At 46.3% G+C, this 15,963-nt stretch carries 14 protein-coding genes; 2 read left to right on the plus strand and 12 right to left on the minus strand.

The window, feature by feature from the left end; all coding sequences use genetic code 11:
- Window positions 1-23: 23 nt before the first annotated feature.
- The 5 genes from envZ to AWH61_RS12245 all read right to left on the minus strand — a co-directional run bounded on the left by envZ (window position 24) and on the right by AWH61_RS12245 (window position 5,837).
- Complete coding sequence (envZ, locus tag AWH61_RS12225; protein WP_014951299.1) at window positions 24-1,343, minus strand: two-component system sensor histidine kinase EnvZ; 1,320 nt, start codon at window positions 1,341-1,343, stop codon at window positions 24-26.
- 135 nt (window positions 1,344-1,478) lie between these two features.
- A complete protein-coding gene (gene ompR / locus AWH61_RS12230) occupies window positions 1,479-2,201 on the minus strand; it encodes an osmolarity response regulator transcription factor OmpR (RefSeq protein WP_014951298.1) in 723 nt (240 codons plus the stop codon).
- A 333-nt stretch (window positions 2,202-2,534) separates the two neighbouring features.
- Entirely contained in the window at window positions 2,535-3,680 is a 1,146-nt protein-coding gene (locus AWH61_RS12235) for a DUF2855 family protein (protein WP_075177191.1), read from the minus strand.
- Between the two features lie 193 nt (window positions 3,681-3,873).
- Window positions 3,874-4,779, minus strand: a complete 906-nt coding sequence (locus AWH61_RS12240; RefSeq protein WP_014951296.1) for a phosphoribulokinase — start codon at window positions 4,777-4,779, stop codon at window positions 3,874-3,876.
- 122 nt (window positions 4,780-4,901) lie between these two features.
- A complete protein-coding gene (locus AWH61_RS12245; RefSeq protein WP_075177192.1) occupies window positions 4,902-5,837 on the minus strand; it encodes an ion transporter in 936 nt (311 codons plus the stop codon).
- Window positions 5,838-5,994: 157 nt separating this feature from the next.
- Here AWH61_RS12245 and AWH61_RS12250 point away from each other — a divergent pair, with 157 nt between their 5' ends.
- Entirely contained in the window at window positions 5,995-6,756 is a 762-nt protein-coding gene (locus AWH61_RS12250; protein WP_075177193.1) for a sugar-binding protein, read from the plus strand.
- A gap of 170 nt (window positions 6,757-6,926) precedes the next feature.
- Here the strand turns inward: AWH61_RS12250 and AWH61_RS12255 are convergent, their stop codons facing one another.
- The 7 genes from AWH61_RS12255 to prmA all read right to left on the minus strand — a co-directional run bounded on the left by AWH61_RS12255 (window position 6,927) and on the right by prmA (window position 14,847).
- Window positions 6,927-7,679 carry a glucosaminidase domain-containing protein gene (locus AWH61_RS12255; protein WP_075177194.1) on the minus strand — a complete coding sequence of 251 codons (753 nt, stop codon included), beginning with the start codon at window positions 7,677-7,679 and terminating at the stop codon, window positions 6,927-6,929.
- A gap of 468 nt (window positions 7,680-8,147) precedes the next feature.
- Window positions 8,148-9,440, minus strand: a complete 1,293-nt coding sequence (purD, locus tag AWH61_RS12260) for a phosphoribosylamine--glycine ligase (protein ID WP_014977766.1) — start codon at window positions 9,438-9,440, stop codon at window positions 8,148-8,150.
- A 27-nt stretch (window positions 9,441-9,467) separates the two neighbouring features.
- Window positions 9,468-10,283 (minus strand): class I SAM-dependent methyltransferase, encoded by an 816-nt coding sequence (locus tag AWH61_RS12265; RefSeq protein WP_039228695.1) that lies wholly within the window; start codon window positions 10,281-10,283, stop codon window positions 9,468-9,470.
- 311 nt (window positions 10,284-10,594) lie between these two features.
- Window positions 10,595-12,193, minus strand: coding sequence for a bifunctional phosphoribosylaminoimidazolecarboxamide formyltransferase/IMP cyclohydrolase (gene purH / locus AWH61_RS12270; RefSeq protein ID WP_014977764.1), 1,599 nt, complete (start codon window positions 12,191-12,193; stop codon window positions 10,595-10,597).
- 82 nt (window positions 12,194-12,275) lie between these two features.
- Window positions 12,276-12,569: a DNA-binding transcriptional regulator Fis gene (gene fis / locus AWH61_RS12275; protein ID WP_012520109.1), complete on the minus strand. Its 294-nt coding sequence runs from the start codon at window positions 12,567-12,569 to the stop codon at window positions 12,276-12,278.
- A gap of 30 nt (window positions 12,570-12,599) precedes the next feature.
- Window positions 12,600-13,598, minus strand: a complete 999-nt coding sequence (dusB, locus tag AWH61_RS12280; protein ID WP_014951289.1) for a tRNA dihydrouridine synthase DusB — start codon at window positions 13,596-13,598, stop codon at window positions 12,600-12,602.
- A gap of 370 nt (window positions 13,599-13,968) precedes the next feature.
- The gene (prmA, locus tag AWH61_RS12285; protein WP_014977763.1) at window positions 13,969-14,847 is read right to left on the minus strand and encodes a 50S ribosomal protein L11 methyltransferase; all 879 of its coding nucleotides are present in this window, start codon (window positions 14,845-14,847) and stop codon (window positions 13,969-13,971) included.
- Window positions 14,848-15,138: 291 nt separating this feature from the next.
- Here prmA and AWH61_RS12290 point away from each other — a divergent pair, with 291 nt between their 5' ends.
- Window positions 15,139-15,900 carry a substrate-binding periplasmic protein gene (locus AWH61_RS12290; protein ID WP_014951287.1) on the plus strand — a complete coding sequence of 254 codons (762 nt, stop codon included), beginning with the start codon at window positions 15,139-15,141 and terminating at the stop codon, window positions 15,898-15,900.
- Window positions 15,901-15,963: the final 63 nt, after the last annotated feature.

Consider the following 15,963-nt stretch of genomic DNA (forward strand, 5'->3'; position numbering starts at 1 on the left):
CAATCCGTGTAGTGTTTTTGGGCTTAATGGGTTTGATAAGGTAAATAAAACTCTGCGACCAAGCCCTGCTGAGGATGATTTCGCAACGTCACCTCACCATCGTGAGCTTCTACAATTCGCCTTATTATGGCAAGGCCAAGGCCTGAACCTGACGAATTGCGGGCTTTGTCGCCTTGTGCAAACGGCATGAATACACCGTCGAGCTCCGCTTCCGGTATTCCCGGGCCAAAGTCGCGTACTTTGCAATACACGCGCTTTTCGTGGCGATTGTAAAAGCTGCTAATTGCAATATCGTCCGAGCCGTACTTGAAAGCATTTTCGATGAGGTTGTCGATCACGCGTTTCATTGCAATTCGCCGAAGTGACAGCGGAGGAATGGCGTTGAGTTTGAGTTCGATGTGGTGCTTGTCGTCTAAATGTCTGGCTTGTACCAGCTCTGCAATAATCGCGTTTAAATCAGTTTCTTGAGTGACTTCTTCGGTGTCGTAGCGCGCATAGTCAATGAACTGGTCGATGATGGCATTCATGTCTTCTATGTCATTTACAATGCCATCTTTAATCCAGTCTTGATCTTCTGGCAGCATTTCTGAGGCAAGGCGAATACGGGTAAGCGGTGTGCGCAAGTCGTGAGAAATACCTGCTGTCATGATATTTCGGTCATTCTCAAGCTGCTTAATACCTTGATTCATGCGGTTAAACGCCCGGGTAACCTGAATCATTTCGGTGCTGCCTTGTTCGCGAAGCGGCGCCGGGTGCTCGCCTTTACCCACCGCTATCGCTGCTTTTTGCAGGGCTGACAATGGACGGGTCATGCGTCTTACAAACAACCAGCCCCCGGCCACACTTAATATACCAATTACCATTAAATACATAGTCAGAGGGGATATATTCGCTTCGTTAAGTCCTGAAATAGGAATAGAGATCCACGTGTCTGGGTATCGGTTCAGGGATATCCACACAATGTAAGGTGCATTTTCATCACTGGCCTGCGTGGTAGTGCTAATACGTACATCAGCAAGTTGCCTGAGCTGCTCGCTAACTTGAGAAGAAATATAGCTATAGTATACGGCGCTTTCTAATCCGTTCTGTTTGGCAACACTTTCGTCAAAGACCTGCACCTGTGTTTTTTGAAAATAGCGGTCTCGGGTCTCTTGGTTAGTCACCAGCAAATCGTTTGCGAGCACAGATTTAACTTGGGTGGCCAATAAACTGTTAATTTGTTGGTAGCTGGGCTGAATAAAGTAATAGGTAACAGAGATGTAGGACACAATCTGATTAATAAGCAACAGCACGCCAATAAGCATGACGGTTTGGCCAAATGCACTTTTGGGAATTAAACGCATAACATGCCGTCGCTTTGAATCATAAGCCAGTGTTTGGAATGGCAGTAGGTGAACGCATAATTAGGGGTCATGAGTAAACATACTTCACTTGCGCACAGGCCAAGACGGTAGAGCCCGCCGTATCAGTCATAGGTGCTAAACTTGTTCGCCATCAGGCACGAATACGTAGCCCAATCCCCATACAGTTTGTATATAACGAGGGTTGGCAGGGTCTTCTTCAAGCATTCTTCGTAAGCGTGAAACCTGAACGTCAATACTGCGCTCTAATGCGCTGTAGTCGCGACCACGCGCTAGGTTCATCAGTTTGTCTCGTGACAAAGGCTCACGTGGGTGAGTAACCAGAGATTTCAATACCGCAAACTCACCGCTTGTCAGGGTTAAAGGTGTATCGCCAGCTGTCATTTCTCGGGTGGCAAGGTTCAGTTTGTAATTGCCAAATTCCACAATTTGCACATCTTTAGACGGCGCGCCCGGCGCTTCGCTGCTGCGTCTGCGCAATACCGCTTTAGCGCGTGCTAGTAGCTCGCGTGGGTTAAATGGTTTAGGCAAATAATCGTCTGCGCCCATTTCAAGGCCGATAATACGGTCAACTTCATCGCCTTTTGCAGTAAGCATAATAATGGGCATGTCGTTTTCTTGCTGGCGCAATCTGCGGCATATAGACAAGCCGTCTTCGCCAGGTAGCATAAGGTCCAAAACCATTAAGTGAAAATTCTCGCGCTCAAGCAGTCTGTCCATTTGTTCTGCGTTAGCCGCACTGCGAACTTGATAGCCCTGCTCAAGCAAATAGCGCTCTAATAGGCTGCGCAGACGCATGTCATCATCAACAACGAGAATTTTAGAGGTTTCCTGACCCATACTCATACCTTTCGTTTTACTTTTGTTTCACTATAACCACAAGATGTGAAATACAAAAGCGAGAAAAGCGTAAAAGGCTAGGGATGTTTGTTACAAATAGTGTCTAGGGCCTGTTGCTCTTTTATGTACAGCAAAATCCAGCAATGACCCAGCAATGACCCAGTAAAGACCCAGAAAAGACCCAGAAAAGACCCCGCAAGCTTTAGAGAAAAGGAGGCCGTTAAGCATTTCTCCTCTCTAAACTTATTGAGAACTGCCGTTGATTACAAGCTGTAAAAAACGTAGGCGCTGCAACAACACACCAGCAGTTCAAGTTGTAATCCATAAGGGGCGCTAATCAAAAGTGATGACGTTAAGGGCTTTTGTTTGCGCCGAGCCATTAAGCGTTTCTAAATATAACTGCGTTATAGCATCAGCTCCGCGGTGCGATTGCTCATAAAACTGATCGCTCACTTTCTCTGCGAAGCGTTTCCATGCACTGGCGTATTTTGCCAAAAAGGCCTCGTGCCCCCATTCATGTTGGCGCAGTTTCACGCGAGCTGGCGCGAAAAATATCTCTGCATTGAGCAATTTGGGGTTGGGCTTCTCTTGGGCTTTCCAATCTGTCGCACCAATGAGTGTAACGTCGCTCAGGCTGTCGCCAAGCTGCTTGGTAAGGTCATTAATCAACGTACCGTTGGCAGCGAAATCAAGCAGCCAGTAGCGCGCATCGCTGCTTTTACTGCTATTGCCTTCGCTACTTAGGGCTGAGAGTTCGTCATAACTATACACTTCATCGTAGCAGCCGGACGCTTTTACCAAATCCACGTTTTGTTTCGAGGTTAGCCCAACCACCTTGTAGCTTGCGTTTCGAGTGGCCTTTTGGTCTTTAAGTAGTTGCGCTGTACCCAGTGCGGTTTTACTCGAAGCGCTCGACAACAGTAAGGTTTCATTGTTTGCTTTCTCTGCCACATAGTCATCGAGAACAAACGAAGTCATATAAAGGGGTCTAAAATTAAGCTGCCATGCTTCGCGGTTTTTGTCGTAGCCGGGGTCGGCGGCACAGCGAAGATATTGATCGTAAACAGGGCTAATGCTCTTCCGTTTTTCGTGGATGTCTGAAAAACCGTGAGGGGCAACTTTGCCAGCTTTTATCACCCAATGGCTAGCCATAGGCAGGTAGCCGAACACCTTTTCACCTACTTTGATATCGCTATGACAAGACGCCTTAACGGTAGCAAAGCCCCAAACGGGCACAATACCGAAGCCATGTGCTTCATCAACGTCATTATCACTCTTTGCAGGGAAAAAGCCCCAATAGCCCATTTTAAAACCCAGTGCAGCATAGGTGATGTTGTTGGCAGAAAAGCCAAAGCTGTCTGTTTCAAGCAATACTTCGTCTTGCTGTAAGTCGCTGATGTTTATATCGCGGGAAACAACGTTAGTGTTGGCAAGGTTTTGCTGGTCTACCCAAATTTGTTGGCTTTTAATTGTGGTCATAATAGGAGCCTGCTGTGTCAAAAACTAGGTCGAGAAACTAAATCAAGAAACTAAATCAAGAAACTAAATCAAGAAACTAAATCAAGAAGCTAAACCAAGAAAGTTTCCGAATAGAACCTAGATTGACGCAGGGCATGAGCCATTACGACTTACTGTTTTAAATACATGCCTATAGAAGCGATGTATATTGGGCTTACTCGTCGCTGCTCAACCAATCCATCTGATGACCAGCTCTGCGCTTTTTATTTAAGATGTCTTCAAGGAGCGGAGTTAAAATGAGCTCCATGGCTAAGCCCATCTTTCCGCCGGGTACAACCAAGGTGTTGATGCGAGACATAAACGCGCCGTCGATCATTTGAAGGAGGTAGGGGTAGTCCACAGTCTTCATTTCCCGTCTAAAGCGCACAACCACAAAGCTTTCATCTTGGGTTGGAATTTCCCGTGCACTGAAGGGGTTGGAGGTATCAACGGTTGGTACGCGCTGGAAGTTAACGTGGGTGCGTGAAAATTGTGGCGTGATGTAGTGGAAATAGTCGTCCAGTCCTCGCACTATGCTGCTCATTACCGCTTCACGAGAATGTCCTCGGTCAGTGGTGTCGCGTACAATTTTTTGGATCCATTCTAAGTTTACAATCGGCACCATGCCGACCAGTAAATCTACATGTTTTGCTACGTCATTTTCTTCCGTTTTTACACCGCCATGTAAACCTTCATAGAACAGCAAATCAGTGTTTTTGGGTAAATCTTGCCAAGGTGTGAAGGTGCCGGGCATTTGATTAAAAGGCACGGCTTCATCGAACGTGTGAAGGTATTGTCTAAACTGTCCTGTACCCGAGCTGCCGTATTCCCTAAACAGGGATTCCAGTAGCTCAAAGTCGTTGGCTTTAGGGCCAAAGTAGCTGATATGCCTGCCTTGCTCTTGGGCTTTGCGAATTTCCACTTCCATTTCCGGGCGGGTAAAACGGTGAAAACTATCGCCTCCTACAACCGCAGCATTAACACTTAAGTTCCTGAAAATATGGCGTATAGCGTTGGTCGTGGTAGTAGTACCCGCGCCAGAAGAACCTGTTATAGCAATAATAGGGTGTTTGACAGACATAGGAATTCTTTTTGGAAATGACGGGTACTAGTTATAAGCTGATGTGAGCTAAGAATCAAGGGGAGGTATAAGCGCTTAGCACTCGATTCTTGGGAGTCGTTTTCGCTCCAGCCTGCGTCTAATCAATCATCTAGCCGTTTGTGATGGTGCTGCAATAGGCGCACAATTAGCTTTGCCTCTTCTTCATCTAAATCCAGAAGTGCGCGAACATGTTCTAGGTGGTGCACATCGTGCTCACTCAACTTTCCGTCGTCCAAAACGCTTCTTACTGTGTCTTTAAACCTATCGCGTTTTAGCTGCATCTGCGACGTGTAGCTAGAAGATAAAATACCCGCTGGTAGGGCGTAAAAACAGATACCCATAATAGTTATGAGGCCGCCAAATATTTTACCCAATGCAGTTATAGGAACGGCGTCACCATAGCCCACCGTGGTCAGCGTGACGAGTGCCCACCACAATGAAGCGGGAATACTGCTAAAAACATCGGGCTGAGCAGCATGTTCAATGTAATAAATACAGGTGGCGGCGATAATCGTGAACAACAAAAGTACGCTTAACGCCGCAATAAGGCTGTGAGACTCGTTGCGCAATACGGTAACGAGAGTTTGCATAGAGCGCGAATAGCGCCCAATTTTTAGAATTCGCATTACGCGGAAGATTCGCAAAATACGTAAATCGAACGCCACGAAAACGCTTAAGTAAAAAGGCAGAATTGCCATTAGGTCGACGAGCGCCATGGGACTTTTCAAATAGCTCCAGCGCTTTTGCCATGTCGTTGTACGTTCGTGATTAGGGCGGTTTGGGGCCGATGCGCTGCCGTATAAACGAAAAAAGTACTCAACGGTAAATATCAGTACTGAAACCACTTCGATTATATGAAGTTCGTACTGCCAAATGGCAGGGATACCCGGCACTGTTTCCAGCATCATAGCGACAACATTTACGATAATTAACGCGATAAGAAATACATCAAATATTTTGCTGAGCTTTTTGTACTCGTGAGCCTCGCTGGCAGGCGCAAGGATGTGATAGCACGCGTTTTGAAATGACATAGCCATGGTGGTGTGGGAGCGAATGTCCTTTTTATACCAATTACCGTTGCAAATTGGTAATGCTTCTAAAAAAGAAGGAGGTGTTCGGTGCTATTTTCAAGCGCGGATGGGGTCAAAACATGGTAGTTTAAAATACAAATAAGCAAACAAAGAGCGTATCCAATTGAAAAGTGCAAAACATTTAGGGGCAGTACTAACCTCGGCACTGCTTGTGGCTATGTCTGTGCCCACAGCACAAGCTAAGTCTGACAGCGTACTTTTTTCATCAACGCCACCTGTTATAGATGGTGTAGCCAATGACGCTGCATGGAAAGGGGGCGATTGGCATGAAATGACGTCGCTTATGTGGGGCTCGGCTCCTGAGTCCGGTGATTTTTCTGGTCGATATAAACTGCGATGGAACAAGGATGCGCTGTATCTGTTGGCAGAAATACAAGACGATCACCTCTCAGATACCTATCCCAATCCCCTTGAACGTTATTGGGATGATGACTGTTTAGAAATTTTCATTGATGCTGATGCCTCTGGTGGCGATCACCTTAATAACTACAATGCGTTTGCCTATCACTTAGCGTTAGATAATCAGGTTGTTGATATAGGTCCAAATGAAGCAGGAGAGGCTGTACCACAACTCTACAATGATCACGTAGAGAACAAATGGCAGCGAGATATATCGGCGCCGCATAAGATTCATTGGGAAGCAGCGGTACGTGTATTTGATGATAGCTATCAACACGGAAAAGATAATTCGCCTGTCACCTTAAAAGAAGGTATGACACTGGGCTTTATGCTTGCCTATTGCGATGCGGATGGTGGCGACAGAGAACACTTTTTAGGCTCTCATGAGATCACCCCAGTAAACGGCGATAAAAACTTGGGGTATAAAGATGCGTCGGTGTTTGGAAAGGTGAAGCTGACAAAGTAGTGAACCATAATTTGTCGCTACTTTAATTGATTGACTTGCAGCGCGTAATTGGAAGGAGTCGCAGAAATGCCACTCCTTTTAACCTGCAATCACTCACCTTGACTAAAAGCCATGCCATTTGGCGATAAAAAAAATGCGCAACAGAGCTCGTCACGCTCTAGCTGGTTGAGTTAATTGGCTTCGCCTTCCTGCTTACTCAGATCTAACTTGTCCAGCACTGCAAGTTTATTAAAACTGATCATCTCACGTATTTCTTTTCCATATTCATCGCCACGCTCAGAATACTTCCCTAAGCCATAGCTAAGCGCAACCCCGGTGACAGCCTTGTCTTCTTCACGTAAGGATTGGCGAATGTTACGCAATGGTTTGTAAGCATCGTGGGTGTTTAAATTTAGCATGTAGCTTTCTACTGAGTCGGCAGGCGAACGGAAATCAGCCACTTCATGATTTTTGTTAGTGTCCCGCGATTTTGGAACGATACCGCAGCCCTTAGAGAAGCACCACTGACCAAAAAAGTTGTTCCCTAATTTTGCAAAACGAGAGGTACCCCATGCACTTTCATTCGCTGCTTGTGCAATAGCTAACGACGCAGGAACAATGTCGGTACGCCTTAACAAAACCTCGCAGGCTGACTCCTGTTCAAGGTCAGCATCGTCAACACGAAACTTTGTCAGGAACTGGTCTAGATTGTCTGCTTCATCCGCGTTGCATGAACTTTGAATTTGCTCCCTGTCGGTGGCTAGCTCTTTGTTCACCTCGACTACAATAGGAGTGAAATACTCAAAAAATGCCGCTTTTCGGTCGGGGCCTGCGGCATAAGCAGTAAAATCTGGAGCAGATTCTTTGGCAAAAAAGGCGAACCACACTGCGGTACTCGCCACTACTGCTACAAGCAACACAGCTATAAGTTTAGTGTTCGACATCAGGTGATACCTCTTTTATTAGAATGAAATAATACGCTTTTTAAGCGGACTACCTGAGCTTATTAAATCTCGCTAAGTGGTTAATCATCTTTGCGGATTGAAACCAATACCATACAGGTTCTTGTATGCGCTGCAACATATGGAGAAGGTCAGTAAATTAAAGATTTATAATGTATACAGTACTATCGGCAAGTACCAAATCAGACTCGATGTGAAATTCAATACCTTATTGCTTATGTACTGAGCGCGAGTTTTCTTTTGTGTTGAGCGTTAGTATCAGGTTAAGCAGTGATATGTAGCTGGGAAACTACGATTTCTGCGTTTACTGCACGTTAGCATGGTGAGTAAGTGGTAAGAGTAGGTAAGAGTAAAAGTGGGGGGCGTAGAATTCACACCCTGGCTTTTCGTAATTATGTAAGAACGCAGCATTACGCTGCGTTCATTTAGCACTTTCTATGAGGCTTTCGGCTACTTGGCTTCAGCTTCACGCGCAATCGCACGGTGCGCGATATCAGTGCGGTAGTACACATCTTTAAACTGAATGGCTTTTAGTAGCTCGTAGGCTTTTTGCTGCGCTTCGGTAACGTTGTTACCCAAAGCTGTAGCGCAAAGTACGCGGCCACCTGCGGTTACCACTTCGCCATCTTGCAGGGCGGTGCCTGCATGGAAAACCTTTCCGTCTAACTTAGCGGCTTCTTCGAAACCAGTAATCACGTCGCCTTTATCATAGCTGCCTGGATAGCCGCCAGCGGCAAGCACAACACCTACCGACGCGCGCTCATCAAACTCAATCGTTTTACCAGCAAGTTCGCCTTTGCACGCTGCTTGGCAAAGTGGAACCAAGTCAGACTTTAAGCGCAGCATGATTGGCTGGGTTTCCGGATCGCCAAAGCGACAGTTGTATTCGATTACCTTTGGAGTGCCATCAGCCATAATCATAAGGCCAGCATATAAAAAGCCAACGTAGTCGTTGCCTTCAGCAGCCATGCCGTTAACTGTTGGCATAATCACTTCTTGCATAATACGGTCGTGAATGTCCTGCGTTACAACCGGAGCCGGAGAATATGCACCCATTCCGCCTGTGTTCGGCCCTTTGTCACCGTCAGCAGCACGCTTGTGGTCTTGGCTGGTGGCAAAAGGAAGTACGTTTTTGCCGTCTACCATGACAATGAACGACGCTTCTTCACCGTCTAGGAATTCTTCAATAACTACGCGGCTGCCGGCTTCGCCAAACGCGTTACCTGCCAGCATGTCGCGGATAGCGTCTTCCGCTTCTTCAAGGGTCATCGCAACAATAACACCTTTACCCGCAGCAAGACCGTCAGCCTTTACTACAATCGGCGCGCCTTTCTCACGCACATAGGCAATAGCTGGGTCAATTTCTGTGAAGTTTTGATACTCGGCCGTTGGAATGTTGTGGCGAGCCAAAAAGTCTTTGGTAAAAGCTTTAGAGCCCTCAAGCTGCGCGGCAGCTTGAGTGGGGCCAAAAATCATTAAACCAGCGTTTGTGAACGCATCAACAACACCTGCAACTAGCGGCGCTTCTGGGCCTACAATAGTAAGCTCAACATCGTTACCCTGAGCAAAAGAAACCAAGCCAGCAATATCATTTACATCGATAGCTACGTTCTCAAGCTTAGGTTCTGTAGCTGTGCCTGCATTGCCAGGTGCTACAAATACTGTTGAAACATCAGAAGACTGCGCTGCTTTAAACGCTAGCGCGTGTTCGCGGCCACCGCCGCCAATTACAAGTACGTTCATTAACTGTTCCGTTTTGAGTGTTTAATTTTATGATTTTGGTTTGGTGAATTTTAGCGTCATGCGATTGCTCTCGCCAATCGCCATGTATTTTTCGCGATCTTGATCATCTAGCGCCAAACGTGGAGGTAGCGTCCACACACCTTTCGGGTGGTCGGCAGTATCCATTGGGTTCGCGTTGACATCGCTGCTTGCTTCAAGCACAAAGCCTGCTTTTTCGGCGGCAGCCACAACGTAAGAACGCTTCATGTAGCCACTTTTCTTCATTGCTTCATCATCTGCGCTTTCAGGAAGCTCATGTTCCACTACGCCCAGTACGCCACCTGGCTTAAGTGCTTTGAAAAATGCGCCAAATGCATTGTCGATACCCTCGTCACCGTGACGCATATACCAGTTGTGTACGTTGCGAAACGTCAGCACCATATCGGCACTACCTGCGTCGCTAATATCTAACGCTTTGATTGGGTCGAATGCAGTAAGCTCAGCACCTTCGTACTTCATGCCCGGCTTCATTTTTTCTTTGAAGCCTTCCACCGATTTTTTAAAGTAACCGCTGGTTTCATCATCAACGTAAAAGTGAGCAGCTACATACTTACCGTTATCTTTTACAACAGAATAAAGGATGTCGGCGTACCAACCACCACCTGGAGAGATTTCTACCACAGTCATGTCTGGGGTAAGGCCAAAAAAGCGCAGTGTTTGCTGAGGATTACGGTACTCATCGCGTACTTTTGCACTAGCAGAGCGGATATCGCTCATTGCGGCATCAGAAATCGCATCTGCGCTGGCATAAGTAGCACTTACACCTAGGGTTGCGGCTAACACATATTGGGCTAACTTTTTCATTCTTATTTCCTTTTTCTGTCGAGGGTAGGCGAATAACATAACACTATTACTACAAATTACCACGGGTCAGATCAAGCCTATCAGCTAACCCCTATTTGCACTTACGCCTTAGCAGAATAATTCGCGACTCTGTCGCTTCGATGAGATTTCACTACAACTAAGCAAATGACCTCGAGTCTGCGTATTTAAAAGGGTTAAGGAAAAATAACAAACACACAGTAAAGCCACTAAATGCCACTTTACTGCGTGTTTAACTTAGGTGTTGGTGTCCCTCACTAAGCCTGCACTAAAAGGTATTGCGTAAATACTTATTAGTGACGGAAGTGGCGCATACCCGTGAACACCATAGCAATGCCGTGCTCGTCAGCTGCATCAATGACTTCTTGGTCGCGCATAGAGCCGCCTGGCTGAATGACTGCTTTAATACCTGCTTCAGCCGCAGCGTCGATACCGTCGCGGAATGGGAAGAATGCATCAGACGCCATTACAGAGCCTGCAACTTCAAGGTTCTCATCAGCTGCTTTAATACCCGCAATTTTCGCAGAGTAAACACGGCTCATTTGACCTGCGCCCACGCCTACCGTCATACCGTCTTTGCAGTAAACAATCGCGTTAGACTTCACGTATTTTGCTACCTTCCAGCAGAACATAAGGTCGCGTAGTTCATCTTCGCTTGGCTTACGCTTAGTCACAACTTCTAGGTCTTCCATTTCAACCATGCCGAAGTCGCGCTCTTGTACTAATAAACCACCGTTTACGCGCTTAAAGTCATAACCTTCAGTTAGCTGACCAGCCCAGTCACCACATGCTAGAAGACGTACGTTTTTCTTCGCACTTACTACTTCTTTCGCTTCATCGCTTACTGTCGGCGCAATAATGACTTCCACAAATTGACGGTCAACAATCGCTTGCGCCGTTTTCGCATCAAGCTCTCGGTTAAACGCGATAATGCCACCAAATGCAGACGTTGGGTCAGTTTTAAACGCACGGTCGTAGGCACTTAAAATATCATCGCCAATGGCCACACCACATGGGTTAGCGTGCTTAACGATTACACATGCTGGCTCTTCGAATTCTTTTACGCACTCAAGCGCCGCATCCGTGTCAGCAATGTTGTTGAATGACAGTTCCTTACCCTGAAGCTGAGTAGCGGTAGCCACAGACGCTTCTTGAACATTGTTTTCAACATAGAATGCCGCTTCTTGGTGGCTATTTTCGCCATAGCGAAGGTCTTGCTTCTTAGTAAGCTGCATGTTGTAGGTACGTGGGAATTCACTGTGCTGGTGGTCACAGTCTGCTTCACAACCTGTGCTGTCTAAACGAGCACCAAAGTAGTTTGCAATCATGCCGTCGTACTCGGCCGTATGTTCAAACGCTTTAATCGCAAGGTCAAAACGGGTGTTGTACGTTAACGAGCCATTGTTGTCGTTCATTTCTGCAAGCACGCGAGAGTAGTCCGCCGCATTAACAACGATGGTGACATCTTTATGGTTTTTCGCGGCAGCGCGAACCATCGTTGGCCCACCGATATCAATATTTTCAATCGCATCTTCTAGCGTACAGTCTTCGTTTGCCACGGTAGCAGCAAACGGGTAAAGGTTAACCACCACAAGGTCGATAGGCGCAATGCTGTGTTCTTCCATCACTGCTTCATCGGTACCGCGACGACCAAGGATACCGCCATGAATTTTCGGGTGAAGGGTTTTAACGCGGCCAGCCATAATTTCTGGGTGACCTGTGTGATCAGACACTTCTTTAACAGGTAAGCCAGCGTCAGCGAGAAGTTTAGCAGTACCGCCCGTCGACAGAAGTTCTACGCCAGCGTTATGCAGCGCTGTCGCGAAATCGAGGATACCGGTTTTATCAGAGACACTAAGGAGAGCACGTTTAATTGGTTTTGGTGTTTGCATAAATTTTAAGTTTCTAATGTTGTAGTGTTGAAACAAAAAGAGCACCGATTGGTGCTCTTTGGTGGGCAAAGCCCTTGGAATCTTAGTTCATGCCGTATTGCTTAAGCTTCTTGCGAAGTGTGCCACGGTTGATGCCCATCATGATGGCAGCGCGGGTTTGATTGCCGCGTGTGTAAGTCATGACTTCTTCTAGCAGCGGCGCTTCAACTTCAGCCAGTACCATTTCGTACAGGTTATCGATGTTTGCGTTATCCAATTGCTTAAGGTACTTATTAACCGCTTGCTTTACAGAGTCACGCAGTGGCTTTTGAGCTTGCGTTTGTGAAGGCGTAGTTACTGTAGTAGTAAAAGGTGAAGTCACGTTTTGATCGAACATAATACTGTGTTGCTCTTAAGTTAGTCATCACTATGCTGCGGGAGAAATCTGTCGGGTTTCTCGTGTCTGCAGCGCTTGAAAATATGCATTTAGTGCATCGAGTTGCTCATTCGCATCATCGATAGCGTTAAACGTTTTACGAAACTGACGATCCGTATCGTGCTCCGCGAGATACCAGCCCACGTGCTTACGGGCAATTCTCACACCGGCTATGTCGCCATAAAAGTCCTGCACATTGGCTACGTGCTCATGCAAGAGTTCATATAACTCTGACAGCGGCGGTGCTGGTAGGTTCTCGCCCGTTTCAAGATAATGTTGGATTTGCTTAAATATCCAAGGTTTACCTTGCGCGCCGCGACCTATCATTACGCCATCTGCACCGGTGTAATTCAGCACCTCTTGTGCTTTCTCTGGAGAAGTAATATCACCATTTGCAATAACAGGAATTGAAATTGCCGCCTTTATTTGACGTATGGTGCTGTATTCAGCTTCTCCTTTATACATACAAGCTCGTGTTCTGCCGTGAACAGCAAGCGACTGTATGCCGTTTTGCTCTGCAATGCGGGCAATCTCTACCCCATTGCGATTTTCTGGGTTCCAGCCGGTACGAATTTTTAGTGTCACGGGTACATCAACAGCATTAACTACTGCTTTAATAATCGCTTCCACTGTGTCTGGGTATTGAAGCAATGCAGAACCTGCTAGCTTCTTGTTGACCTTTTTAGCAGGACAACCCATGTTGATATCGATGATTTGCGCACCGTTCTCAACATTAAATTGTGCTGCTTGAGCCATAAGCTCAGGATCAGCCCCAGCTATCTGTACAGAGCGAATGCCTTCTTCACCCTCATGATTCATACGCGCTTGTGATTTAGCTGTGTTCCAAACTTTCGGATTACTCGAAAGCATTTCTGAAACAACAAGCCCTGCACCTAAGCGCTTACAAAGTTGGCGAAACGGTCTGTCTGTTACGCCAGCCATGGGGGCCAACATCAAATTGTTTTCTAACTCGTAAGGTCCAATTCGCATTATAAAATGTATAGCTCGCCATCTAAAACTGCACAGAAAATATACACCCGGCTAAAACGGGGCGCTAAGTGTACGTGTTTTCGCAAGGCTTGAAAAGGCTAAAAATCGCACAAAATTTCACTCCGTGGTCTTGACAGTGAAAAAAATCTGTCACATTAGTAAGCTAACGTCGATTTTTAGTTTAAATATTGCACGAAAGTCTTACAGCCCCCGATTTGAAAGGGCTGTAATGTGAAAAAAATTAACAATTAATTAGGCGGTAACGTGCTTTGTCGTACAAATTTTCGTCGCAATTTTGAGGTGGTTTACCGAAAACACACTATTCTAACTGGGCGTAATTTTCACCGACTGGTCGGTTTATCACTCAAACTTAGTGTTTTTTGCCCGACACTCTCGCCCATTCACCATCAATGGCACTGGGTTCAAGAGTAATATCGTTAGCGTACGCTTCTTCTATGCGCGTAACTTGCTCCGCCAAAATGCCAGAAAGGACTAACAAACCGCCTGATTTGCAGTAGTTTGTAATAACGCTTTGAAGTTCTAGTAATGGACCTGACAAGATGTTCGCCATCACGACATCGGCTTCAAGCTCAGGCTGGTCTTCAGGAAGGTATACATCCAAACGGTCTTCAACGCCGTTGCGTCGTGCATTTTCTTTTGTTGCTTGTAGCGCTTGTGGGTCGATATCAATGCCGATGACGCGTTTAGCACCCAACTTCAGCGCAGCCAGCGCTAATATTCCAGAGCCACAGCCAAAATCGACAACGGTTTTATCTGTCATATCTATGCCGTCTAGCCAGCGCAAGCAAAGCGCTGTGGTAGGGTGCGTGCCAGTACCAAAGGCAAGCCCAGGATCTAGCATTACGTTAACGGCGTTTGGATCGGGAACATCGCGCCAGCTTGGGCATATCCACAAGCGCTCGCCAAATTGCATGGGATGGAAGTTATCCATCCACTCTCGCTCCCAGTCTTTGTCTTCAAGTGGCTCAAGCTTATATTTAAAATCAGGGCCTAAGACTTTGGCTTTACCCAAGCGCTGAAGGATGCCTTTCATATCGGCATCAGCTTCAAATAAGCCGACGACTTGTGTATCGGGCCACAGTAACACTTCACCCGGCTTGGGCTCGTACATAGGGGTGTCTTTCGCATCCACATAGGTCACTGCTTGTGAGCCGTTGGCCGTTAGCATGTCGCCTATTGATTCTGCATGTTCAGAGGAGGTATTAATTCGAAGTTGTAGCCAAGCCATAGTTATCGTTCATTGAGACCTTTGCGCTTTATTGTACCTTTGCTTGGCAGTAAACAAAATGCAGGCAAGCGAAAAGCTTTCAGTAAATGAGAACGCGATGCTTACAGAGGCATGATCAAATCTAACCACTTTGGTTTTCAACAGGCTCTCAAGTACCCAATAAAACTTGGCTGCTCAATTGATTACGTAAGCCTCGAGAAAAACTAACCTTTTGTTGACTGGTGAAATTCTAATATAAGTTTATATTATGAGAAGGGTATCGTTTAATTTATAGTCTGGTTAATCTGTTGTATGCGCGCACTTTTATCTGCTGTTTGTTTACTGTGTTTTATCATACCGCTTAGCGCGAAAGAGCTAGATGTGGTTGTAGGCTGGAACAAGCCTCCATACGTTATTTCACAAGAGCACACCGGCTTTGAAGTTGACTTGGTGCGGGCGATCCTTGCTGAAATGGGATATGGATTGTCGCCTATTTATGTTCCTTTCGGGCGTACGGCAAGGTTATTAAAAGATGACGCCGTTGACATTGGACTTACCCTTAATCCTGCACACACGGTCGATCAAAGCATTTTATCTGAGCCATATATTATCTATCAGAACGTCGTGGTAACACGGGCAGACAGAGAACTGACGATAGACAGTATCGACGATTTGAAAGGTAAAAGCGTCATTGCTTTTCAAACCGCTCAATCGGTATTAGGTGAGGACTTTGGGCGAACTCTTGCATCGCAAACTACCTATATAGAAATGGCACGACAAGATCGTCAAGTGGACATGCTGATGCGCGGCAGTGTCGATGTTGCCATTCTCGATAGAAATATTTTCAACTACTTCAAATCTGCAAACAGTGCTTATGCCGAAGACGCAACCGTCTTTCATGAGCTTTTTCCTATATCGCCTTACAGTGCTGCGATCCCCGACCCAGCGCTAAGAGCCAAGTTCAACGCCACCCTTCGGCTATTTATTGAAGATGGGCGGTATCAGTTACTGCTTGATGAATATAAGCTCGATAACCTCCTTCATAAGCTTCCCGTAGCGGAAACGGCAAAATAATTCTTAGACAGTGAACTATTTCTGATTCAACGTATAAGAAACTAACATTACGTTACCTTCTAT

Source organism: Alteromonas sp. W12, assembly GCF_001924945.1.
Taxonomy (GTDB): Bacteria; Pseudomonadota; Gammaproteobacteria; order Enterobacterales; family Alteromonadaceae; genus Alteromonas; species Alteromonas macleodii.